This window comes from uncultured Jatrophihabitans sp., assembly GCF_964252635.1.
In the GTDB taxonomy this organism is placed as follows: Bacteria; Actinomycetota; Actinomycetes; order Mycobacteriales; family Jatrophihabitantaceae; genus Jatrophihabitans.
Map to the genome: position 1 here is coordinate 1 of NZ_CAXUNP010000054.1, position 22,620 is coordinate 22,620.

At 72.6% G+C, this 22,620-nt stretch carries 23 protein-coding genes; 4 read left to right on the forward strand and 19 right to left on the reverse strand.

All coding sequences use genetic code 11. From position 1 onward, the window contains the following. Window positions 1-218 precede the first annotated feature (218 nt). Together ACFFCA_RS17730 and ACFFCA_RS17735 are read left to right on the forward strand one after the other, a co-directional pair. Entirely contained in the window at window positions 219-1,499 is a 1,281-nt protein-coding gene (locus tag ACFFCA_RS17730) for a GAF domain-containing protein (protein ID WP_375487213.1), read from the forward strand. A 55-nt stretch (window positions 1,500-1,554) separates the two neighbouring features. Further along, a complete protein-coding gene (locus ACFFCA_RS17735) occupies window positions 1,555-2,235 on the forward strand; it encodes a response regulator (RefSeq protein ID WP_375487215.1) in 681 nt (226 codons plus the stop codon). 42 nt (window positions 2,236-2,277) lie between these two features. On the opposite strand, the gene ACFFCA_RS17740 is transcribed toward ACFFCA_RS17735, so the two are convergent. Together ACFFCA_RS17740 and guaB are read right to left on the reverse strand one after the other, a co-directional pair. Further along, window positions 2,278-2,814 (reverse strand): helix-turn-helix domain-containing protein, encoded by a 537-nt coding sequence (locus ACFFCA_RS17740; RefSeq protein ID WP_375487217.1) that lies wholly within the window; start codon window positions 2,812-2,814, stop codon window positions 2,278-2,280. A 407-nt stretch (window positions 2,815-3,221) separates the two neighbouring features. Continuing rightward, window positions 3,222-4,745, reverse strand: a complete 1,524-nt coding sequence (guaB, locus tag ACFFCA_RS17745; protein WP_375487219.1) for an IMP dehydrogenase — start codon at window positions 4,743-4,745, stop codon at window positions 3,222-3,224. A gap of 113 nt (window positions 4,746-4,858) precedes the next feature. Between guaB and ACFFCA_RS17750 the strand changes: the two genes are divergently transcribed. Beyond that, on the forward strand, window positions 4,859-5,248 hold the full coding sequence (locus ACFFCA_RS17750; protein ID WP_375487221.1) for a DUF5319 domain-containing protein: 390 nt from the start codon (window positions 4,859-4,861) through the stop codon (window positions 5,246-5,248). Window positions 5,249-5,432: 184 nt separating this feature from the next. Further along, the gene (locus ACFFCA_RS17755; protein WP_375487223.1) at window positions 5,433-5,714 is read left to right on the forward strand and encodes a WhiB family transcriptional regulator; all 282 of its coding nucleotides are present in this window, start codon (window positions 5,433-5,435) and stop codon (window positions 5,712-5,714) included. Window positions 5,715-5,802: 88 nt separating this feature from the next. Here ACFFCA_RS17755 and groL read toward each other — a convergent pair whose 3' ends face one another. The 17 genes from groL to ACFFCA_RS17840 form a co-directional block, all read right to left on the reverse strand. Then, window positions 5,803-7,437: a chaperonin GroEL gene (gene groL / locus ACFFCA_RS17760; RefSeq protein ID WP_375487225.1), complete on the reverse strand. Its 1,635-nt coding sequence runs from the start codon at window positions 7,435-7,437 to the stop codon at window positions 5,803-5,805. Window positions 7,438-7,548: 111 nt separating this feature from the next. Next, the gene (groES, locus tag ACFFCA_RS17765; protein ID WP_375487251.1) at window positions 7,549-7,857 is read right to left on the reverse strand and encodes a co-chaperone GroES; all 309 of its coding nucleotides are present in this window, start codon (window positions 7,855-7,857) and stop codon (window positions 7,549-7,551) included. Window positions 7,858-8,012: 155 nt separating this feature from the next. Then, window positions 8,013-9,260 (reverse strand): hypothetical protein, encoded by a 1,248-nt coding sequence (locus ACFFCA_RS17770; protein WP_375487227.1) that lies wholly within the window; start codon window positions 9,258-9,260, stop codon window positions 8,013-8,015. Then, window positions 9,257-10,660, reverse strand: a complete 1,404-nt coding sequence (locus tag ACFFCA_RS17775; protein WP_375487229.1) for a hypothetical protein — start codon at window positions 10,658-10,660, stop codon at window positions 9,257-9,259. Before ACFFCA_RS17775 ends, ACFFCA_RS17770 begins: the two co-directional genes overlap by 4 nt. Next, on the reverse strand, window positions 10,657-11,181 hold the full coding sequence (locus tag ACFFCA_RS17780) for a SigE family RNA polymerase sigma factor (RefSeq protein WP_375487231.1): 525 nt from the start codon (window positions 11,179-11,181) through the stop codon (window positions 10,657-10,659). Before ACFFCA_RS17780 ends, ACFFCA_RS17775 begins: the two co-directional genes overlap by 4 nt. 99 nt (window positions 11,182-11,280) lie before the next feature. Continuing rightward, the gene (locus ACFFCA_RS17785; RefSeq protein WP_375487253.1) at window positions 11,281-14,193 is read right to left on the reverse strand and encodes an AMP-binding protein; all 2,913 of its coding nucleotides are present in this window, start codon (window positions 14,191-14,193) and stop codon (window positions 11,281-11,283) included. A gap of 105 nt (window positions 14,194-14,298) precedes the next feature. Then, window positions 14,299-14,517 carry a hypothetical protein gene (locus ACFFCA_RS17790; protein WP_375487233.1) on the reverse strand — a complete coding sequence of 73 codons (219 nt, stop codon included), beginning with the start codon at window positions 14,515-14,517 and terminating at the stop codon, window positions 14,299-14,301. Between the two features lie 10 nt (window positions 14,518-14,527). Continuing rightward, window positions 14,528-15,562 carry a tRNA (adenosine(37)-N6)-threonylcarbamoyltransferase complex transferase subunit TsaD gene (gene tsaD / locus ACFFCA_RS17795; RefSeq protein ID WP_375487235.1) on the reverse strand — a complete coding sequence of 345 codons (1,035 nt, stop codon included), beginning with the start codon at window positions 15,560-15,562 and terminating at the stop codon, window positions 14,528-14,530. Next, a complete protein-coding gene (rimI, locus tag ACFFCA_RS17800) occupies window positions 15,559-16,098 on the reverse strand; it encodes a ribosomal protein S18-alanine N-acetyltransferase (protein WP_375487237.1) in 540 nt (179 codons plus the stop codon). Before rimI ends, tsaD begins: the two co-directional genes overlap by 4 nt. Continuing rightward, window positions 16,095-16,757 carry a tRNA (adenosine(37)-N6)-threonylcarbamoyltransferase complex dimerization subunit type 1 TsaB gene (tsaB, locus tag ACFFCA_RS17805; RefSeq protein WP_375487239.1) on the reverse strand — a complete coding sequence of 221 codons (663 nt, stop codon included), beginning with the start codon at window positions 16,755-16,757 and terminating at the stop codon, window positions 16,095-16,097. Before tsaB ends, rimI begins: the two co-directional genes overlap by 4 nt. A gap of 23 nt (window positions 16,758-16,780) precedes the next feature. Further along, window positions 16,781-17,296 carry a tRNA (adenosine(37)-N6)-threonylcarbamoyltransferase complex ATPase subunit type 1 TsaE gene (tsaE, locus tag ACFFCA_RS17810; protein ID WP_375487255.1) on the reverse strand — a complete coding sequence of 172 codons (516 nt, stop codon included), beginning with the start codon at window positions 17,294-17,296 and terminating at the stop codon, window positions 16,781-16,783. Between the two features lie 11 nt (window positions 17,297-17,307). Further along, window positions 17,308-18,414 carry an alanine racemase gene (gene alr / locus ACFFCA_RS17815; protein WP_375487241.1) on the reverse strand — a complete coding sequence of 369 codons (1,107 nt, stop codon included), beginning with the start codon at window positions 18,412-18,414 and terminating at the stop codon, window positions 17,308-17,310. 244 nt (window positions 18,415-18,658) lie between these two features. Then, window positions 18,659-19,105, reverse strand: a complete 447-nt coding sequence (locus tag ACFFCA_RS17820) for a Panacea domain-containing protein (protein ID WP_375487257.1) — start codon at window positions 19,103-19,105, stop codon at window positions 18,659-18,661. Window positions 19,106-19,298: 193 nt separating this feature from the next. After that, entirely contained in the window at window positions 19,299-20,723 is a 1,425-nt protein-coding gene (locus tag ACFFCA_RS17825; RefSeq protein ID WP_375487243.1) for an NAD(P)H-hydrate dehydratase, read from the reverse strand. A gap of 78 nt (window positions 20,724-20,801) precedes the next feature. Then, window positions 20,802-21,173, reverse strand: a complete 372-nt coding sequence (locus ACFFCA_RS17830) for a holo-ACP synthase (RefSeq protein ID WP_375487245.1) — start codon at window positions 21,171-21,173, stop codon at window positions 20,802-20,804. A 25-nt stretch (window positions 21,174-21,198) separates the two neighbouring features. Then, entirely contained in the window at window positions 21,199-22,239 is a 1,041-nt protein-coding gene (locus tag ACFFCA_RS17835; RefSeq protein ID WP_375487247.1) for an NAD(P)/FAD-dependent oxidoreductase, read from the reverse strand. Between the two features lie 9 nt (window positions 22,240-22,248). Further along, on the reverse strand, window positions 22,249-22,620 hold a 372-nt coding region (locus ACFFCA_RS17840), incomplete at its 5' end, for an SIS domain-containing protein (RefSeq protein ID WP_375487249.1).

The window sequence follows — 22,620 nt, forward strand, 5'->3', positions numbered from 1 at the left end:
GTCTTGGGGGGACGGAGATCGGGGTTCGGGATCGGCGGCCGCGCGGGGGCGGCGGCCGTCCCGAGGGCATCACCGCAGGCACGGGGCCGCGGAGCACCTGTCGATCGACGAGCCGGACGTCGGCGGGGGACGACGATCGACAGCACGCAATCACCGAAGGACACTGTGCGGGTGACAAGCCGGCACCGACAGTGAACGCCAAAGATGCGGACCCCGCCATGACGACGTTCCAGACGCACAGCAGCGTGCTGCTGCCGGGTGACCTGCCGGAGGGCAGCCGGCTGCAGCGCGTGCTCGACGCGTACCGCCTGGTCACGGCCGACCTGTCGTCGTCGGCCATGCTCGACCGCCTGCTGCTCGCCGCGGTGTCCCTGACCCGGGCCGACTACGGCGCCGTGGCCGTCCTGTCGCCCTCCGGTGCGGTGGCACAGACCGTCGTCCACCATGCGGAGCTCGCGGAACGCGCCTCCTGGCGGCGGGTGCTCGAGCCGCTCGGCGACGAAACCGGGGGGTCGGCCTCCGCGGCCGATCGGGCTCGCGCGGTCGGCGACGCCCGGCTGCTCGGGGTCGACCTCAGCGCCCGCAACGCCCCGTCCCTGGAGCTCTACGTCGGCGTCGAGGACGCAAGCAATTTCGACGACGAGGCCGCCCAGCTGCTGCAAGCCCTGGCCGAGCTGGCCGCCACCGCGGTCGAGAACGCGCTGCTCAACGAGGAGGCCGAGCGCAGCAAGGACTGGCTGCATGCCTCCGGCGAGATCGCGCGGACGTTGCTGTCCGACGCCGACCCGGACATGGTGCTGCAGGTCGTGACGCGCGCCCTGCACGTCGCCGAGGCCGACAACGTCGGGCTGCTGCTGCCGGACGGGGACGCCCGGCTGCGGGTCGCCGTCAGCACCGGGCGGGGCGGCGGGGATTTCCGTGGGCGGGTCATCGACGCCGATTCCTCGAGCCTCGGGCGAGCGGCGCTGCGCGGCGAGAGCATGCTGGTCGACGACATATCCACGATCGTGCGCGACGACTACGTCAACGTCCACGACTTCGGTTCGGTGATGGCCGCACCGCTCGTCGACGCCCGGGGCGTACGGGGGTCGGTCGTGGCGATCCGCCGTCGCGGCCGCCCCGGCTTCTCCGCGCGTGACCTGGATCTGATCTCGACGTTCGCCGACCAGCTCGCACTGGCCCTGGAGATGGACGACGCCCGCCGGCGCGGGGAGTGGGTCAAGGTCCTGGAGGACCGCCACCGCATCGCCAAGGACCTGCACGACAACGTCATGCAACGCCTGTTCGCCATCGGCGTCGGCCTGCAGAGCATGGCCGGCGGCTCACTTCCCCCCGACACGGCCCGCAGGCTGACGCGCTACATCTCCGATCTCGACGAGACCATCGACGACATCCGCACCCGCGTGTTCGGTCTGCGCGACGACAAGGCGCTGCGCAAGGCGCTGGCCGAGAGCCGCTTCCCGCACGTCGGGCATGGCGAGATCGAGCCGACTCAGTAATGACCCAGCTCTCCCGTAGGCTGCATCCATCGTCGAACACCGAGAGGCTCTTGCGATGACTGCCGCCGACACTGCGGGCGCGGTGACACGCCTGTTCCTGCTCGACGACCACGAGATCGTGCGTCGAGGGTTGTCCGAGTTGCTGAACAGCGTCGAGGACTTCGAGGTCGTCGGTGAGGCGGGAACGGTCGCCGAGGCCCTGCGCCGCATCCCGGCCGTCAGCCCCGACGTCGCCATCCTCGACGGGCGACTGCCGGACGGCAGTGGCATCGAGGTCTGCCGCATCATCCGCGAGGAGCAGCCCGAGGTCCGGTGCCTCATCCTCACGTCCTACGACGACGACGAGGCGATCTTCGCGGCCGTGCTCGCCGGCGCCGCGGGCTACGTGCTCAAGCAGATCCGCGGTTCGAACCTCGTCGACGCCGTGCGCCAGGTCGCGGCCGGGCAGTCGCTGCTCGACCCGTCGGTCACCGACCGGGTGCTGCGCCGCATCCGGGAAGGCAAGCAGGAGGACGCGCGGCTGGCCTCGCTGAACACGCAGGAGCGCAAGATCCTGGTGCTCATCGCCGAGGGGCTGACGAACCGCCAGATCGGCGAACGCCTGTTCCTGGCCGAGAAGACCGTGAAGAACAACGTGTCCAGCCTGCTGGCCAAGCTCGGCATGCAGCGGCGCACCCAGGCCGCCGTGTTCGGCGCCAACCTGCAGGACCAGAGCAGCTCCGACAGCTCGTCCTGACGCGGCGTCGACCCCGTCGTCGGGTCGGCATCCGGGTCGGGGTCACGTGGCGTCGTCCCACACCCGGCCGAGGTCGAGACCCGAGTCCCGTTCGTGCCTCTTGCCGAGACGCGGCAGCTCACGGCGCCGCTTGCGGAAGGTCCAGTCCGGGACGGTGTCCTGGCCGTCCCACCAGGCGATGCAGTGCCAGCCCCACCACGTCCACCGGTCGTAGGTGGGACTCTCGCGGTACCCCAGCGTGCGGTGCGGGTGCAGGTGGACCGGTAACCGTCGGCCCGCACGGTCGAACGGGCCGTCGGACGCACCCCGGACCCGCAGCGGACGACCGTGGCTATCGACCGCGACCAGCGCGTACCCCGTCGCCGCGAGCACGGTGACCACCGTGTCAAAGGCGGCCCGGCCGCGTTCGGACTCGAGCCGGTCGACCGTCGAGCGCGACAGACCCGCGAGTTCGGCGAGTTCGCGCTGCGAGAGCGTCCGCGCCTTGCGGCACGCCAGCGACCAGGTTGCCGCGCTGACGCGGGGCACAGTGCCCACGACCCCGCCCGGCCACTCGGGTTCCTCGGCTGCTGGCTGCACGTGCCCACCGTGCCGCATCCGACCCGGCCGCGGCCGAGCTCGATCGCGGACTGTGGACGGGGCGGCCGGTTGTGGACAGGCCGCCGGTGGTGGACAAGCCGCCGGTCGCGGACGGATCCGACGCCGAGTGGCCGCGCCGGGCACTCGACCGCGACGGCGGCGACGCACTTCTGGCGTGCATGATGTTCTGCCACGACACCCGGGGCAACGACCTCAACCCGAGCCGACGCCTGACCGGAGACCACCAGGTCGTGAGCTGCCCTGCAGTCGCTGCCCCGCATGCGCTGTCAGAACATCATGCGCGTGTGGAGCGGACCGGACGGGTGCTTGGGTTCGGCCGTTGGTCGCCGGAGCCCGGCGCCCCGGGGTGCCTATCGCGCACCGGCGTCAGGCCCGATCGCAGGCCGTCAACGCCCGGTGTAGTTCGGCGCCTCGACCGTCATCTGCACGTCGTGCGGGTGCGACTCCTTCAGGGAGGACTGCGTGATGCGCACGAACTGGCCGCGTTCGGCGAGCTCGGGAGTGGTGCGCGCGCCGACGTAGAACATCGACTGGCGCAACCCGCCGACCAGCTGGTGGACGACGGCCGAGAGCGGGCCGCGGTAGGCCACCCGGCCTTCGATGCCCTCCGGGACGATCTCGTCGTCGCTGGTGACCTCGGCCTGGAAGTAGCGGTCCTTGGAGTAGGACTTCTTGCCGCGCGAGCTCATCGCGCCGAGCGAGCCCATGCCGCGGTAGCTCTTGTACTGCTTGCCGTTGACGAGGATGAGGTCGCCGGGCGTCTCGTCGCAGCCGGCGAGCAGCGAGCCGAGCATGACGGTGTCGGCGCCGGCCACGATGGCCTTGGCGATGTCGCCGGAGTGCTGGAGGCCGCCGTCGGCGATGACCGGCACCCCGGCCGCCTTGCAGGCCTGCGAGGCCTCGTAGATGGCGGTGATCTGCGGCGCCCCGACACCGGTGACCACGCGGGTCGTGCAGATCGACCCGGGACCGACGCCGACCTTCACCGCGTCGGCGCCCGCGTCGACGAACGCCTGGGCGCCGGCCCGGGTGGCGACGTTGCCCCCGATGACCTGCACGTGCCGGGTCGCCGGGTCGGTCTTGAGGCGGCGCACCATGTCCAGCAGCAGGCGCACGTGCCCGTGGGCGGTGTCGGCCACCAGGACGTCGACGCCGGCCTCGACGAGGCGGGTGGCGCGGTCCCAGGCGTCACCGAAGTAGCCGACCGCCGCGCCGACCATCAACCGCCCGTGGTCGTCCTTCGACGCCAGCGGGAACTGCTCGGACTTGACGAAGTCCTTCACGGTGATCAGGCCCGCCAGGCGGCCCTGGCTGTCGACCAGCGGCAGCCGCTCGCGCTTGTGCTGGCGCAGGATCGTCGTCGCGTCGTCGTGCGAGATGCCGACCGGTGCGGTGATCAACGGCATCGGGGTCATCACCTCGTCGACCTTGGTCGTCGCCCACTCGGTGACGGAGACGAAACGCAGGTCGCGGTTGGTGATGATGCCAAGCAGCCGCTGCTCGGCGTCGACGACGGGCAGGCCGGAGATGCGGTACTCCCCGCACACCTCGTCCAGCTGTTCGAGGGTGGCGTCCGGCGTGATCGTCACCGGGTTGGCGATCATCCCCGTCTGGGTCCGCTTCACCAGGTCGACCTGGTAGGCCTGGTCGTCGATGGACAGGTTGCGGTGCAGCACGCCCAGGCCGCCCTGGCGGGCCATGGCGATGGCCATCCGGGACTCCGTGACGGTGTCCATGGCCGCGGACAGCAGGGGCACGGCGACGTGCAGCTCGCGGGTCAGCCTGCTGGTGGTGTCGACCTCGGCGGGGACGACGTCGGTCTCGCCCGGCAGGAGCAGGACGTCGTCGAAGGTCAGGCCGATCGGGGCGAACTTCGCCGGCAGGCCGCTCGCGTCGGACTCGTCGAACACGCTGACTCCTTGCTGTCGCCGAGACGCCCATGCTACGCAGCGACGTTGCTGATGTTGGCGGGTGGCGGGGTGTCGTTTACCGTGGGGGTCGTGACCCAGACGGCGCGTGCACGATGAACCTCGACGACGGTCCGCTCGACCCGTTCCTGGGCGATCCCGACGATCCGGCGGCGCTGCTCGACGGCGAGCCCGACGAGCACGGTGCCCCGCCGCTCTCCGACGACGAGCGCAAGGACGTGCTGGCCGACCTCACCGAGCTGCAGGCCTTCCGGGCCATCCTGGGGCCGCAGGGCGTCGACGGGATCACCGTCGACTGCGGCGACTGCGGCGAGCAGCACTTCTTCGGCTGGGACCTGATGGCGGCCAACCTGCGGGCCCTGCTCGGCGAGGGGCGTACACACGTCCACGAACCGGCCTACGCCCCCGAGCCCGACGCCTACGTCAGCTGGGACTACGCCCGCGGCTACAACGACGCCGTGCAGGCGCTCTCGCAACGTCCCTGACCGATCCGGACCGGGTCAAACCCTGCCGGGACCTCGATGAATTTCCGCCCAAACCGGGCGAACCGCGCGTCCAGCGCGAGATTTTCGTGGTTTCGGTGTAAAGCAGCGTCACCTTTCGGCCGCTCGCTCTTTGGACTTACCGACGACCACAGCCGAGTGGTCCCCGGGTCCGGAGGGTCAGACGATGGCCGACGATCGACGCTTTCCCGCGCTTCGCGAGGGTGACTGGGATTGGCAACTGGACGCTGCGTGCCGCGGCCAGGACACCTCGAACTTCTACCACCCCGAGAACGAGCGTGGCCCGTCCCGGGCCCGCCGCGAGATGCAGGCCAAGGCCGTGTGCTCCCGCTGCCCCGTCGTGCAGAACTGCCTGCGGTGGGCGCTGGCCGCCCGCGAGCCCTACGGCGTCTGGGGCGGCCTGTCGACCGAGGAGCGCGAGTCGTTGCTGCTCGCGAAGTCGGCCTGAAGGACACCGCCTGCCTGACGTAGCACTGTACGAGCGAGGGCCCACAGCGTGATCGCTGCGGGCCCTCCCTCGTACTCCGTGCCGTCGGTCAGTGGCTGTGCCCGTGACCGTGGCTGTGACCGTGCCCGTGACCGTCGTCCTCAGGCTCCTCGGCCGGCTTCTCCACGACGGCGCTCTGCGTCGAGAGCACCAGCGACGCCACCGAGGCGGCGTTGGCCAGAGCGGCCTTGGTGACCTTCACCGGGTCGACGACACCGGCCTGGAGCAGGTCGACGTACTCGCCGGTGGCGGCGTTCAGGCCGTGGTTCTCGGCGAGGTCACGGACCTTGGAGACCACGACGTAGCCCTCCTCGCCGGCGTTGCTGGCAATCCAGCGCAGCGGCTCGACGAGCCCGGTGCGCACGACAGCGACGCCGGTGGCCTCGTCCCCGTGCAGGCCCAGATCGTTGTCCAGCGCGGACGAGGCGTGCACGAGGGCCGCACCGCCGCCGGCGATGATGCCCTCCTCGACCGCCGCGCGGGTGGCCGAGATGGCGTCCTCGATGCGGTGCTTGCGCTCCTTCATCTCGACCTCGGTGGCCGCGCCGACCTTGATGACGCCGACGCCGCCGGCCAGCTTGGCCAGCCGCTCCTGCAGCTTCTCGCGGTCCCAGTCGGAGTCGGTGTCCTCGATCTCCTTGCGGATCTGCGCGACCCGGGCGTCAATGTCGCCCTGCGCCGCAGCACCGTGCGTGACCGTCGTGGTGTCCTTCGTGACGGTGACGTGCCCCGCCGTGCCCAGCGACTCCAGCGTGACCTGGTCGAGCTTGAGGCCGACCTCGGGGGCGATGACCTCGGCCCCGGTGACGATCGCGAGGTCCTGCAGGAACGCCTTGCGGCGGTCGCCGAAGAACGGCGCCTTGACCGCCACGGCCTGGAAGGTCTTGCGTATCGAGTTCACGACGAGGGTCGACAGCGCCTCGCCGTCGACGTCCTCGGCGATGACGACGAGCGGCTTGCCCGACTGCGCGACCTTCTCCAGCACCGGCAGCAGGTCGGCCACGGCCGAGATCTTCTGCGTGGTGATGAGCAGGTACGGGTCGTCGAAGCTCGTCTCGCCGGCCTCGGGGTCGGTGACGAAGTACGGGCTGATGTAGCCCTTGTCGAACTGCATGCCCTCGGTGAACTCGAGCTCGGTGCTCATCGTCTGGGCTTCCTCGACGGTGATGACGCCGTCCTTGCCGACCTTGGTGAACGCCTCGGCGATGAGCTTGCCGATGGTGGCGTCCTGGGCGGAGATGGTGGCGACGTGGGCGACCTCCTGCTCGCCGTTGACCGGCTGGGCCGCCTTGTCCAGCGCCTCGGTCACCGCGACGACGGCGGCGTCGATGCCGCGCTTGAGCGCGATCGGGTTGGCGCCGGCCGCGACGTTCTTCAGCCCGGCGTTGACCAGGGCCTGGGCGAGGACGGTGGCCGTGGTGGTGCCGTCGCCGGCGATGTCGTTGGTCTTGGTGGCGACGGACTTGGCGAGCTGGGCGCCGAGGTTCTCATACGGGTCGTCGAGCTCGATGTCGCGCGCGATGGTGACGCCGTCGTTGGTGATGGTGGGGGCGCCGAAGGACTTCGAGAGCACCACGTTGCGGCCCTTGGGGCCGAGCGTGACCTTGACGGCGTTCGCCAGCTTGTCGACGCCGCGCTCGAGTGCGCGCCGGGCGTCCTCGTCGAAGCTGAGGGTCTTGGCCATGACTGTTCCTTCCTGTCTGTGCGTACGGGGGCAGGCAGACGCCGAACGCCCCGGTCGCTGACCCGCGTGGGGCCGGGCCGGGGCGTCTCGGTGGCGGCTGGCTGAGCCGGCCTACTTCTCGATGACGGCCAGGACGTCGCGGGCCGAGAGCACGAGGTACTCCTCGCCGGCGTACTTGACCTCGGTGCCGCCGTACTTGCTGTACAGGACGACGTCGCCGACGGCGACGTCGAGCGGGACGCGGTTGCCGTTGTCGTCGACACGGCCCGGACCGACGGCCAGGACGGTGCCCTCCTGGGGCTTCTCCTTGGCGGTGTCCGGAATGACGATGCCCGAGGCGGTGGTGGTCTCGGCCTCGTTGGCCTGCACGACGATGCGGTCCTCGAGCGGCTTGATGCTGACCTTGGTGGCGGTCACGATGTGACTCCCCTTCTGCGGTGACGTATGTGCTGAGTGTCTGTGTCGGGAGCGGGTCGCCGTCGCGGGGGTCGACCGGTGCTCCGTAGTTGGCACTCTAGTGCCGTGAGTGCCAGCTGTCGACGTCGGGGTGTCGGAACCGGCCGGGGGCAGCCCGATCAGAAGCGGTGGGCCGCCCAGGTCACGCCGGCATTCGTCGACGTCCAGATCCGGCGATCGTCGGTCGACACCCCGTGCACCACCGAAGGCGAGGCGAAGGCGACGTAGCGGAGCTGCCCGGGCGAGCTGCCGGCGTTCGCGCTGAGCCGGGCGAAGGATCGGCCGCCGTTGCTGCTGCGGTACGTCTCGTCGGAGGAGACGAGCAGGACCGAGCGCGAGCCGGCGCCCAGCGCGGTGACACCGGCCGCGCCCAGCGCGGTGGTCGAGGCGGCCCGGAAGTGCGCCCCGCCCGCGGCGGACACCACGACGAACGAGCTGCGCTTGCCGATGCGCGGCCGGCACAGCACGGCGACGGCACCGTCCGGGGCGGAGCTGAGCAGCGCACCGTCGACCTCACCACCGGCCTGCGGGCAGACCTCCCCGTGACGCGTCCAGCTCTGCCCGTTGTCCGAGGACGACCACAGCGTCGATGTCGCGTGCTCGGCGCCGCCGGCGGGGTTCTGGTTCATCAGCAGGTAGGACTCGGCGCCGGAGCGCACGAGGGACATGCCGTCGCCCTCGGGCGACCCCAGGGACACCCGGTGCCAGTGCGTACTGCCGATGGCTGCCGTCTCGACGTAGTAGGTGCAGCCGGGCGGGCAGGCGGAGGTGTCGGTGCGGACGCGGATGACGTTGCCGTCGAGGGACTCCAGCGCCTCGGCCTGGCCCGACCGCCTGACCCACGTGCTGCCCCCGTCGGAGGTCGTGAAGAACGTGCCGTGGCCGTAGGAGTAGCCGACGCGGCTGGTCGCGAAGCGGATGTGCTGGACGCAGGTGTGCAGGCACGTGCCGGCACTGGAGGTAATCCCGGCCTCGGGCGCGGGGGCCGAACGCCACGTGCGGCCACCGTCGCCGCTGTACTCGACGGCGTCGCAGGTGCCGTGACCGGACAGGCAGTTGGCGCTGCCGAGCGCCCAGGCCTGCGACCCGACGTAGGTGACGTCGACGACCCGGAAGTTGGTGAGCTTCTGGTGGACAGCCGCCGGCCCGGGCCCGGCCGCTGCGGAGCTCGACCCGCCGGACGGCGCGCTCGACGCGCTCGCCGCGCTCGACGGCGGGGTCCGGGACGCCGTGACGGTGTGGGTCGCAGCGGTGCTGGTCGGTGTCGACGTGCGGCCCGAGCCCCCGGACGAGGAACAGGCCGCGGCGCTCACGAGGACCGCCAGCGCTGCTGCTGCCGCGCCGAGCCGGGCGGTGGTTCGCGTCATGGCAGGGTCACCTTCGTCCAGCTCGCGCCGGCGTCGCGCGTCGTCCAGATCGTATGCCCGTCGGCGCTGACGATGCGCCCGACCTGCGGGCTCTCGAAGCCGATGAACCGCACCCCGCCCGTGACGTCGACCCCGGAGACCGCACGCAGGGTCTTCGTACCGTCGGTACTGCGGTAAAGCCGCCCGACCCCGGTCAGGACGGTCGTCCGGGACGCCGCGGCGGCGAAGGGGAAGGACGTGCCCACGTTCGGCAGGGCGCGCGGTCTCGTGAACGAGCGACCGGCACGGGTTCCGACGACGACGAACGGCAGGCCCTGCGTGAACGATCGGCAGCCGAGCACGACCGATCCGTCCGGGGCGACCGAGAGACCGGTGGGGGTGACCACCACGTACCCCTCGCAGACCGTGCCGCGCTCGGTCCAGGTCTGACCGTCGTTGGTCGAGGTCCACAGCACCGAGGAGACACCCTGGGTGGGGCCGCTCAACGACACGATGTAGGCGGCGCTCGAGGTGCGGGCCAGCGCGAACCCCGACGCCCGGGCCGGGACACCGCTCAGTGATCGCCTGGTCCAGGTCGTGGAACCGAGGTCGGACGTGGACACGGCCAGCGTGCCGCCCTGCGTGCTGAGCCGGATGACGTCGTCGTTCAGGGTCTCCAGGGCGTCGGCTCCACCGCTCTGCTTCGTCCAGTGCTGCGCGCCGTCCGTCGTCATCCACAGCGCGTCCGGCCCGTAGGCGTAACCGATCCGGTCGTTGGCGAAGCGGATGTGCCGCACGCAGCTGGCGGCCGGGCAGCCGTGGACTCCGGGCGTGTAGAACGGCGTGTTGGCGTGACCGGTCCAGGTCGTGCCGTCGGTCGTGCGCAGCAAGGCGGTGCATCGCCCCGACCCGGTGAGGCAGTCGGCCGACCCCAGTGCCCAGCCCGAGTCCGTGCTGGTGAAGGTGAGGTCGTCGACCGTGATGTTGTTCGGCAGCGACGTGGCCGAGGGCGTGCTCGACGCCGTCGACGGCTCCGCAGTCGTCGCCGACGACGTACCGGTACGGGTCGGCGGCGCGGACGTCGCCGAACCGGTCGCGGGGAGGGCCAGGGACGGCGTCGCGACCGCGTCCGGGCCGGTGTGGTCGGAGTGCCCGCCCTGGACGACGGCCAGCACGATGCCCACGATGGCCGCGACGCACGCGGCCGCGATGAGCGGGGTGCCCCAGGCCGTCCAGGTACGGCGGTGGTTCTGCGCCGCACCGTCCGCGCCCGCGACCAGCAGCCGCTCGGTCAGGGCATGCGCATCGGGGGCGTCGCCCGCCCGGGCGGCGAGCGTGCGCCGCAGGTCGTCCTCGATCGGGTCGACGGGTCTGTTGCGGTCGTCGCCGCCACGGAAGTCGCCCGGGAAGTGGTCGGTCATGGCGTCATCTCCGCGCGAAGGGTCGCGAGTCCGCGACTGATCAGGCTGCGTACGGTGCCGACCCTGGCGTGCAGGGTGTCGGCGATGTCGGCGTCGCTGAGGTCCTCGTAGTAGCGCAGGACGAGGGCGGCACGCTGCCGGTCGGGCAGCGTCCCGAGCCCGGCCCACAGCTGGTCGCGGTCGGCGAGCTGGCCGACCGCGTCGTGGTCGTCGACACGCTCAGGCACGTCGGCATAGGCGAACTCGCGCCGCGAGGCCCGCCGGCGCGTGTTGACGTACTGATTGGCCAGCGAGCGCCGGACGTAGGCCAGCGGCAGGTCGGCCGACTCCACCTTCGCCCACTTCGGCAGCAGCCGCACCATCGTGTCCTGCACGAGTTCCTCGGCGGACAGCGCGTCGCCGGTGAGCACGTACGCCGTGCGCAGCAGGGCCGGCGTGTGCTCGCGCACGAACGCGGCAAAGCCACTGCCCGGGTCACGGACGCCGGGATCACCGATGCTCGGATCGACGGGGCGGGTCACCAGCACCTCCACGCCCGGTAGACAGCACCGGGCGGGGAAACGTTGCGTACCGAGGCCGATCGGATCGGCCGTGCGTCGTGGGTCACACCGGCCGTTCGGTCATACCGGGCGGTAGTGCACGCCGTCCTCGTCGAGGGACCACACGAGACGGTCGTCGGACGACGAGGGCACGCCCTCGGCCTGGAGGTCGCTCCAGACGGGACGGTGCCACGTGGTCACCGGGATGTCGGGCACCACCTGGACGTACTCGGGCCGGTGGACCTGGGGCAGCTTGTCCAGGGCCTGCTCGAGATCACCCGCCGTGAGCTCGGCGCCGGGGCGCAGGGTGACGGCCGCGACGAGCACGTCCGACCCGTCCTCCGGGACGCCGTAGGAGGTGATCATGTCGATGGCCGGCACGGTCGCCAGCGCGTAGCGGGCCCCGGACGTCAGCGCGGGTCCGTCGGCGGTGTCGATGATCTCCGCCACCGAGCCGGCCAGCCACAGGTCGCCCTGGTCGTCGCGCAGGAACAGGTCGCCGGCCGATCGCCACGCGTCACCGGTGGCGAAGACGCCGCGCAACCGGGTGCCGGTGGCCGGTTCGTCGGGCTGGACGCGGGCCAGCAGCAGCCCGACCTCGTCGACGACGGTCTCGCGGGCCAGGCCGTCGTCGCCCAGCCGCAGCCGCCGGGTGGCGAGGTCGTAGGCGGCCACCCTGACCTCGGCCGTGCCCGGCAGCGGACGGCCCATGGAGCCGGGGGTGCGTCCCTTGACGTTGGCCAGGATGGCCTCGCCCTCCGCGGAGGCGTAGAACTCCACGATCTTGGTGGTCGGGAAACGGTCGGTGACCCGGTGCCAGAGGTTGCGGGGCATGCCCGAGCCGATGAACATCCGGATCGGGTGGTGCTGCTCGGCCGGGTTGGGTGGTGCGTTGACCACGTCGTGCAGCGAGGTCCAGGTGTAGGAGACGTGGGTGGCGCCGTAGCGGCGCACCTCCTGCCAGAACGTGTCCGGGTCGTCGTCGGTGGCCAGTGCGAAGCGGGCACCCGACGCCACGGCACCGCCGACGCTCATGAGCAGCGCCGAGGAGTGGTGGAACGGCGTGGTGCTGAAGACGGTGTCGCCGGGGCGCAGCGCGGCCGCCGACGCCGTACCCAGCGCGGACAGCGCCCAGCGCCGGTTGGTGATCTGCAGCGCCTTGGTGCGGTCACCTTCGCCGGAGAACAGCACGAACGCGAGATCGGTGGCCCGGTGCGGGTTGGGGGTGAACCACGCGGGCAGGGGCACGTCGTCGGGGTCGATGCGCTCCATGTCGACGGCCCGCGGATGCAGGTCGCGCCACTCGCCACCGCCGCCCAGGACGGCCCAGTCGACGTCCGGGTGGTCCTCGATGGCGGTGAGGTGTTCGGGGTCGGAGATGACCCGCTCGACGCGGCCCAGGGCGATCTCGCGCGCGCTGTCGCCGTCCGGACGCAGCAGGACCGCGGTGGCCCCGAGCCGGCTGAGGGCGGTGATCAGGGTGAACGCGCTGGGCCGGGTGGCCATGAGCACGCCGACCCGGTCGCCCTGGCGCACTCCGATGTCGATGAGGCCCTTGACCACGTTGTCGACCCGGCGCTTGACGTCGTGCTGGCGGTGGGCGCGGTCGCCGAACAGGAACGCGATGTTGTCGGGCGCGCGACGGGCCTGCTCGTCGAGCAGCAGGCCGAGCGAGATGCGGGTGTCCGGCTTGAGCTGCTCGATGCGGCTGAGCCGGGGCAGCTGGGCGGGTGCGTCGCGGACCACCCCGCGCACGAGACGGCCGACCCGGCGGCCCTCGCGCACGGCGATCCGGCCGGCGCCCACGCCCAGCTCGATGGCCTGGCCCACCGCGGCCATGCTCGGGTCCGGGCGGGGCCCCCGGGTCGGCTCGACGGTGTCGGCCAGGACGATCTCGTCGGCGAGCTCCGCCTCGCCGGCCCGCCACCGCACCCACGACGCGACGTCGGGCCAGGTGTGCTCGTTGGCGTTGGAGCCCACGACCAGGCCGAAGTGCCCGACCGGGCGGGTCACCTCGTAGACGGTGGCGCGCGGGGCGGCGCGACGGATCGCCCGCACGCCGTCCGGGTGGCCGATGGTGTCGCGGCTGCCGACGAAGGTGAGGACCGGCAGGTCGATGTCGGCCAGCGTGAGCAGCCGGTCGTCGATGGTGAACCCGCCCTCGAGCATCCGGTTGTGGGTGACGAACTGCTCGAGCAGCTCGGCGATCGCCGGGCCCGAGTAGGCCGTCCACCCCTCGCCGTCGAGGAAGCGGCGTTGGCGTTCCCGCGGCAGCAGTGCGTCGCGGTCGGTGAGGGCGAGCAGGAACTGCACACGGTCCTGCAGCGACTTCGCCGGCGTCAGCATCTTGAAGATCGAGCGTGCGGCCCATCCGGGCAGCGCGACGTGGCTCAGCCAGCCGGACTCGACCAGGTCGTTGGCCAGGCGCGACACGACGTCCGGTGAGATCGGGATCGCCAACGGCGCGCGGGTGTCGACGGGCGCGCCGAACGTGACGAGGCTGTCGATGCCCTCGCCGCGCCGGTAGGCCGCCGCCTGGTAGGCGAACATGCCGCCCTGCGAGTAACCCGCCAGCACGACCGGCTTGCCGGTGGCCTTCCGGACCCGGTCGACGGCGTCGCTCACCGCGAGCACGTGATCGGTGAGGGTGCGTTCGAGGCCGCCGGGCTCGTGGTCGGGGTGGCCGAAGTCGACGACCCAGGTGTCGAGCCCCGCCTCGTGCAACGAGCCGACCGCGGTGGTGCTGGGTGCGACGTCCCAGACCTCGGTGGTGACCATGAGCGGGGGGACCATCAGGACCGGCAACGCCCCGGCGGGTGCGTCGTCGGCGAAGTAGTGCCGCAGCCGGTAGATCTGCTGCTCGGCCTCGACCGCGAACGGCGACTGCTCCTCGCCGGTCTCGAGCCCGCCGAAGCGCACGAACTCGGCGAGGTTGCGGGCGGTCTGCTGGACGAGCTGCGCGTAGCGCACCGCCGCACCCGGCACCGCGGTCACCCCGGACGGCGAGCGGCGTGCCACGGTCGTACCAGCGTGCTCGTCCCCCGGAGTGTCAGCCACGGCCTGAGCGTTCCCGGTCCCGCGCCCGGAAGCAAGCGATCGTCAGCGGGCCACCGGTTCGAAGGGCCAGGCGTGCGCCGGGCGGGCCGTCAGCCCGGCCGGCACGTCGTCCAGGCCGCGACCGGTGGGGTCGATGACGACGATCCGCCCGTCCCGGCTGCGGTACACGTCGGCCTCCGGGGCGGCGTGGGCGAGCACGTGCGCGAGCAGCTCGTCGGTGCGCCCGTCGGCGGCCCGGGCCTCCCACATGACGGTGCTCACCGGAGCTCCATCAGGTAAGTCCCAGCTGGGCGGACGTGAGCTCGACGGTCGGGACGGCCGAGAAGTCCGGGGCGGACGGGGCGGCGCCGTCGCGGACCAGCAGGTCGCCGATCGCGGCGATCATGGCGCCATTGTCGGTGCACAGCCGCATCGGCGGGACGCGCAGCTCGATGCCCGCGGCGGCGCAGCGTTCCTGCGCCAGGCTGCGGACGCGGCTGTTCGCGGCGACTCCCCCGACGATCACCAGCGTGTCGACGTCGGAGTCGCGGCAGGCCCGCAGGGCCTTGCCGACGAGGGTGTCGGCCACGGCCTCCTGGAAGCTGGCCGCGATGTCGGCCGTGCTGACACCCGGATCGTCGCCCTTCTCGACGTAGCGCGCGACCGCGGTCTTCAGGCCGCTGAACGAGAAGCCCAGCGGCGGGTCGTTCGGGCCGGTCAACGGTCGCGGGAACCGCACCGCGGCCGGGTCGCCGTCCCGTGCCGCGCGGTCGATCGACGGGCCGCCCGGGTAGGGCAGTCCGATCAGCCGCGCCACCTTGTCGAAGGCCTCGCCGGCGGCGTCGTCGAAGGTGTCGGACAGGTGGACGATCGGCGTGCGGACGAGGTCACGGACGAACAGCAGCGACGTGTGGCCGCCGCTGACGATGAGCGCCACCGAGCGGTCCGGCAGCGGGCCGTGCTCGAGGGTGTCGGCGGCGGCGTGGCCGGCGAGGTGGTGGACGCCGTAGAGCGGCACGTCGAGGGCGAGCGCGTAGGCCTTCGCGGCAGCGACGCCGATGTGCAGCGCGGTGGCCAGGCCCGGGCCGGCGGTGACGGCGACGGCCCCGACGTCGTCGAGCCCGATGCCGGCGTTGTCGAGGGCGCGGCGCACCGTCGGCACCATGGCCTCGAGGTGGGCGCGGGCGGCGATCTCGGGGACGACGCCGCCGTAGCGGGCGTGCTCGTCCATGCTCGACGCCAGCGCATCACCGAGCAGCACGCCGTCCTGCACCAGGCCGACGCCGGTCTCGTCGCAGGAGGTCTCGATGCCCAGCACGATCGTCACGGTCGCTCCCCCGTCGCCGGCGCGAGCGTGCGGTGCATGATGATGCCGTCGACGCGGCCGTGCTCGTAGTACCCGCGACGCACCCCCACCTCCTTGAAGCCCTCGCTGCGGTACAGGGTGCGGGCGGCGTCGTTGTCGACGCGCACCTCCAGGTACACGTCGCGGACGTGCTGCCGGACGGCCGCCGCCAGCAGTTCGGCGAGCAGGCGCCGGCCCAGGCCCGTCCGGCGGGCCTCGGGGACGACGCCCACGGTGAGCACCTCGGCCTCGTCGGCCAGCACGCGGATACCGGCCCACCCGAGCAGGACACCCGGCCGGTCCTCGCGCCCGTCGCCTCCCGTCTCATCGGCATCGGTCCCGTCGGCATCGGTCCCGTCGGCTTCGGCCGCGACGTAGGTGCGGTGCGGGTCGGCCAGCTCGCCGCGGTAGCCGCTGCGGGTCCACGCCTCGGAGCCGAACATGGCCCGCTCGTAGGGCATCAGCGCGTCGATGTGCGCCGGGGTCATCGGCACGATCCGCGCGGCGGTGACGGTCACTGCCGCACCGCCTTCGGGGCGCCGGGCACCACGGCGTCCGGGCGGCGCAGGTACAGCGGGGTCAGCGGGTCCGACGGGGCCGCGGACCCGATGCGCTCCGCAGCCAGGCCGACCAGGGCGACGGGGTCGGGGTAGCGCCCCGGGCGCCGGTCGAGGCCGGGCCAGGCCTCGGCGTGCAGCTCGGCGCCGGCGCCCGCGACCGCGGACAGACCGTCGGTGGGGACGTCCGCCGGGCGGGCGACGCCCGGGTCGCCGACCCGCCGGCCGAACTCGTAGCGGGCCCAGTAGACCTCGGAGCGCCGGGCGTCGGTGGCGACGAGCAGGGCCGGGTCGTCGGGGTACAGCACGCCGATGGCGTCGAGGGAGCAGACGCCGTAGGCGGGGACGTCGACGGCGTGGGCCAGCGCGGCCGCGGTGACGAGGCCGACCCGCAGGCCGGTGAACGGCCCGGGGCCGACACCGACCACGACGGCGTCGAGGTCGCGGGGCGCGAGGCCGGCGTCGTCCAGGACCCCGGCGATCGACGGGGTGAGCAGCTCGCCGTGACCCCGGGCCGCCAGCGGTACTCGCGCCGCGGCGAGTGCGACCTCGCCGTCGGTCACCGTGACGACGGCCGCGGTCACGGCGGGCGACGATGTGTCGATGGCGAGGGCGAACATTGCCCTGCCAGCGTAGTTGGCGCTCAGCGCAGCTGCTGCAGCCGCTGCGACCAGTCGCCGCCGTGCGGGACGAGGGTGGCGGTGCGCTGCTCGGAGTCGGCGTCCCGCTCGAGCTCGATCGCGAGATGCGCGTCGGCCAGCTGCTCGACCAGGCCGGCCCCCCACTCGACGGCCGTGACGGTGGACGCCGCGTCGACGTCGAGGTCGAGGTCGTCGACCTCGGCCAGCGAGCCCAGCCGGTAGGCGTCGACGTGCACCAACCCCAGCCCACCGGGGTGTCCGGATTCGTGGACGCGCGCGATGACGAACGTCGGCGAGGCGATGCGTCCCTGCACCCCGAGGCCGGCACCGAGGCCCTGCACCAGCGCGGTCTTGCCGGCACCGAGCGGGCCGGCGAGCACCAGCAGGTCACCGCGGCGCAGCAGCCCGGCGAGCTCCACCCCGAGGTCGTGGGTGTCCTGCGGGGTCGGCAGGAGATAGCGACGGCCGCCGGTGGCCAGCCGTGGTTCGGGGCCGGGGCGGCGGCCCGGTCCGTGCATCGGGCCGAGCGTCACGAGTACACCCGCGCCACCCGCGGGCCGACGCGCGTGACGATCTCGTAGTGGATGGTGCCCGCGGCGTCGGCCCAGTCCTGGGCGGTGGGCCCACCGTCGCGGCCGTCGCCGAACAGCACGACGGGGTCGCCGGGCGCGACGTCGAGATCGCCCACGTCGACGACGAACTGGTCCATGCAGACGCGACCGGCGACGGTGAAGCGGCGGCCGTCGACCTGGACCGGTCCGGCGTTGGACGCGTGCCGCGGGATGCCGTCGGCGTACCCCAGCGGCACCAGCACCAGGGTGGTGTCGCGGTCCGTCACGTACTCGTGGCCGTACGACACGCCCTCCCCCGCGTGGACGCGTTTCACGCTCGCTGCGCCGGCCCGCAGGGTCATGGCCGGGGTCAACCCGAAATCGCCCTCGACGGGCGACAGGCCGTAGACGGCGATGCCGGGCCGGACGAGGTCGTAGTGCGCCGCGGGCAGGGTCAGGGTGGCCGCCGAGTTGGCGATGTGCCGCAGCTGGGGCTCGACGCCGCCGCGCGCAGCCGTGGCCAGGGCGTCGTCGAAGACGGCGAGCTGCCGGGCGATGGTCGGGTGCCCCGGTGCGTCGGCGTACGCGAAATGACTCCAGACGCCGACGACCTCGACCTCGCCCCCGGCGACCGCCTTGGCCGCCGCGGCGACGAGGTCGGGCCAGTCGTCGGGGTAGCAGCCGTTGCGCGACAACCCGGTGTCGATCTTGAGGTGGACGCGTCCGCCCGTGCCGGTCTCGCGCGCCGCCGCGGTCACGGCGTCGAGCTGCCACCGGCTGCTCACCGAGACGTCGATGCCGGCCGCGACGGCGCGGGTCACGGTGGCGGCCTCGTCCGGCGTCCAGAGCCAGGCCAGCAGCGGGACGGTGATGCCGCCTGCACGCAGGGCGAGCGCCTCGCCGAGCACGGCCGTCCCCAGCCAGCCCGCACCCCCGGCGACGGCCGCTCGGGCCGCGGGCAGCAGCCCGTGGCCGTAGCCGCCGGCCTTGACCACGGCCATCAGTTCGGCGGAGGTGCCGGCCTTGAGCCGCGCCACGTTGTCGGTGACGGCGCCCAGGTCGACGACCGCCTCGGTTCGGTGCATGTCCCCAGTCTCCCAAATACGCCGCGACCGGACGCCGTGAACACGGCAGGATCGCGCTATGAGACGACCCCGGTGGCCGCCCCGGCCGGTCGATGAACCGCGGCGCACTCCGAGGTACGGAGTCTCGAATCTCGTGTACGTCCATTCGACAACCTGGTTGATGAGAGCCTCATCGGGTGCCTGAGTCTCGGCCCAGATGTGAGCCGTTCGCCGAAGCCCTCGAGCTGCCAGAACGGAGGGAGGCTCACCGCCGTCGTCGCGCGCCGAGCGATTCGGCAGAGTCCGGCGAAGGGTGGGCACGTGCTCGAGATGCAACTCCCGCGAGCCACGCTCGCACGTCGCGTTCGTCTGGCGTGTCTGAGGCTTTCTCCTCAGACCGCGCTTCGTCTAGGAAGTAGTCACGGAGCGCACCGAGGTCGATCTTGTAGCTCCGCCGAGAGAGTTCGCGACGACGGGCGTCTGCGTCTAACCACGGGCGCTCGTTGTGAGTGAGACGCTCGAGGTCCACGCCACTCAGCCCACCATAACGGCCGATCACGTAGCCGATCGTGTTCAACGCGGCCTCGTCCGGGCTCGACGGTGGAGCGGCTTGAGCAGGGCCCACGCGCTCTGCGTTCCAGAGCTGCCCAACCACGGGACCCATGTCCCATGCGGAAATGGTCTCGGAAAACAGCGGCTGGTCGAACGCCACGAGGTGGTGGGCCTGGACGTAGTACAGAAGCTTGTGCAACGTCTTCGTGCCTACCCGGGAAGCCGCTTCCTGATCTCGGCGGCCACCGCCTCAGCCGAATACGTCGCCATGGTCTGAGAGTAGATCGCCGGTATGACAGCCCTCATCAGACGCGCCATCTGCTGTCGCGTCGACCTGGCCTGCGAACTTCCGGTCAGCCGCGGCGGATCGCGCGCAGGGCCGGGCGCACTGCGTGCAGCACGTCCACCGACGACGGCGGGCCGTCGGCGGCGGCGAGCTGGCCGGCCACACCGTGCACGTACGCACCGACCGCGGCGGCCAGCGGCGCGTCCAGCCCGGCCGCGAGCAGCGAGCCGATCAGGCCGCTGAGCACGTCGCCGCTGCCCGCCGTGCCCAGCCAGGGTGTGCCGGTGCGGTTGACCCACGCCCGCCCGTCCGGAGCCACGACCACGGTGGCCTCGCCCTTGAGCAGCACCACCGCACCGAGCGCGGCGGCCGCGGCGCGGGTCGAGGCGAGCCGGTCAGCGGACGGGCCGTCGGCCACGCGGGCGAACTCACGGTCGTGCGGGGTCAGCACGGTGGGCGCGGACCGGCCGCGCAGCAGGTCGGGATGCTTTCCCAGCACGGTGATGCCGTCGGCGTCGACGAGCACCGGCACGTCGGTGCCCAGCACGTCGGCGAGCAGGTCGCGGGCGTCGTCGTCGGTGCCCATGCCCGGCCCGGCGACCCACGACTGCACCCGCAGCCCGCTGGGCTTCGACCCCTCCTGCACGACGACCTCGGGGTACGCGGCGCGGATCGCGTCGGCGGCCGTGCCCGCGTAGCGCACCATCCCGGCGCCGCCGTTGATCGCCGACCCGGTCGAGAGCACACCCGCGCCGGGATAGGCCGCCGAGCCCGACACCAGCCCGACGACACCGCGGCTGTACTTGTCGTCCGCACCGCCGGGCGTCGGCAGCAGGGCGGCGACGTCGGCGTTCTCGAGCACCTGCGTGCGCGCCTCGGGCAGCGTGGCGCCCAGGCCGATGTCGACCAGGCGTACCTCGCCCGCGTGCTCGGCGCCCGCGCCGACCACCAGGCCGGGCTTGAGGGTGCCGAAGGTGACGGTGACGTCGGCCCGGACGGCGTGCTCGCCGGCCTCGCCGGTGTCGGCGTCCACCCCGGACGGGACGTCGACGGCCACCACGGTCGAGCCCCGGGCCGCCTCGGTCGGCGGAACGGCGGCCGGCCGCAGGTCACCGGAACCCCCGATGCCGACGATCCCGTCGAGCACGAGGTCGGCGCCCGAGACCACGTCGGCCGTCGGGTCCGCGACGCGACCGCCCGCGGCCCGCAGCGCGCTCAGCCCGCCCGCGTGCGCACGGTCGGGGCTCAGCAGGACGGCGGTCACCCGGGCTCCGCGCCGGGCGAGGTACGCACCCGCGTACAGCGCGTCGCCGCCGTTGTTGCCCGCGCCGGTGAGGACGACCACGCGGGCCCCGTAGACGGTGCCGAGCAGCCGTAAACACTCGACGGCCAGCCCGTACGCCGCGCGGGCCATCAGCGCGCCGTCGGGCAACCGGGCCATCAGCGCGTCCTCGGCCGACCTGACCTGCTCGACCGTGTGCACCCCACGCATGTCGCGATCCTTCCTCGTGCTCCCGGCGATGATCACCCCTCCCCGCCGCCCGGGGGCGGCCGCAAGGGCCGATCATCGTTACGACTCGGCGATCACCGTCGCCGACGCGATGCCGCCGTCGTGCGAGAGCGACACGTGCCAGCACGCGACGCCGAGCGACGACGCGCGGGCCGCCACCGTGCCACGCACCACGATCGAGGGCCGGCCCGCGTCGTCGACGACGACCTCGGCGTCGGTCCACAGCATCCCGCCGCCCGCGCCCAGCGCCTTGGACAGTGCCTCCTTGGCCGCGAACCGGGCGGCCAGCGACTCGGCCGAACGCGGCAGGCCGGCCGGCGTCGTCCGCTCGGCGGCCGTGAACAGCCGGTCCGCGATGGCGGGGGTGCGGCGCAGCACCGCCGCGAACCGCTCGACGGGCACCACGTCGATGCCCACCCCGACGATGCTCATGCCGACGGGGTCGGGCAGGCACTGGTCACGAGGCAGGTGCCTCCGCGGTCGGCGAGCCCGCCGGGGCCGGCTCGCCCGGCTCCGGCGCGTAGTCCGACAGGTGCCCGGGGAACGCCGACTTGCCGGGGTTCAGGAACGCGAAGGCGTTGTTGACCGCGGTGGCGACCTCGCCGAAGCCGGTGGCGATGAGCTTGACCTTGCCCGGGTAGTCGACGATGTCGCCGGCCGCGTAGATGCCGGGCACGGAGGTCGCGCCCGCGGTGTCGGTGACGATCTGGCGCTTCTCGATGGTGATGCCCCACTCCATGAGCGGGCCCAGGTTGGCCGTGAACCCGAGCGCGGCGATGAGCTTGGTGCACGGCAGCGTCTCGGGGTCGCTGCCCTTGACCGTGACCTCGACCTGGTCGACGTCCGGGTCGCCGTGCACGCCGGACACCTGGGCGTCGGTGAGGATGCGCACCGACGACCGCTTCAGCAGCTCGACCGAGTGCTGGTGGGCCCGGAACTCGCCGCGGCGGTGCACCACGGTGATCGAACGAGCGATGGGCTCGAGCATGAGCGCCCAGTCCAGCGCGGAGTCCCCGCCGCCGACCACGACGATGTCCTGGCCCTCGTAGGCCTTCGGGTCGGGGACGAAGTGCACCAGGCCGCGGCCCAGGTACTCGCCGCCGGTGGGCAGCGGTCGCGGTGTGAACGTGCCGATGCCGCCGGTGATCACGATGGCGCGGGCCTCGATGCGGTGCCCGCTGGCGGTGCTGACCGCGAACCCGCCCTCGCCGCGCTCGAGCCCGACGGCCTGGTGGCCCAGCATGTACGTCGGCTTGAACGGTGCGGCCTGCTTGAGCAGCTGCTCGACCAGCTCGCGGCCCTTGATCGCCGGGAACCCCGCGACGTCGAAGATCGCCTTCTCCGGGTACATCGCGGTGATCTGCCCGCCGGGCTCCTCGAGGGAGTCCAGCACGGCCGTGGACAGCGTCCGCACCCCCGCGTAGTAGGCGCCGTACAGACCCACCGGGCCGGCCCCGACGATCAGTACGTCCACGTTCTCGAGGGTCGCGGTGGTCATCTTTGCAACCTATTCGACGGTGACCGACTTAGCGAGGTTGCGCGGCTTGTCGATGTCGTAGCCGCGGGTCCGGGCGATCTCGGCGGCGAGCACCTGCAACGGCAGCGTGGTGACGAACGGCGAGTGCAACGTCGGCACGCGCGGCACCTCGATGAAGTCGGCCGCGAGGTCGCGGGCTGCTGCGTCGTCGGGCTCGCCGATGACGATGGTGCGCGCGCCGCGGGCCTTGATCTCGGCGACGTTGGACAGCATCTTCTGGTGCAGCAGGGGCCGTCCCGTCGGTGACGGCATGATCACTACGACGGGCAGGCCGTCCTCGATGAGGGCGATCGGGCCGTGCTTGAGCTCGCCGGCCGGGAAGCCCTCGGCGTGCATGTAGGC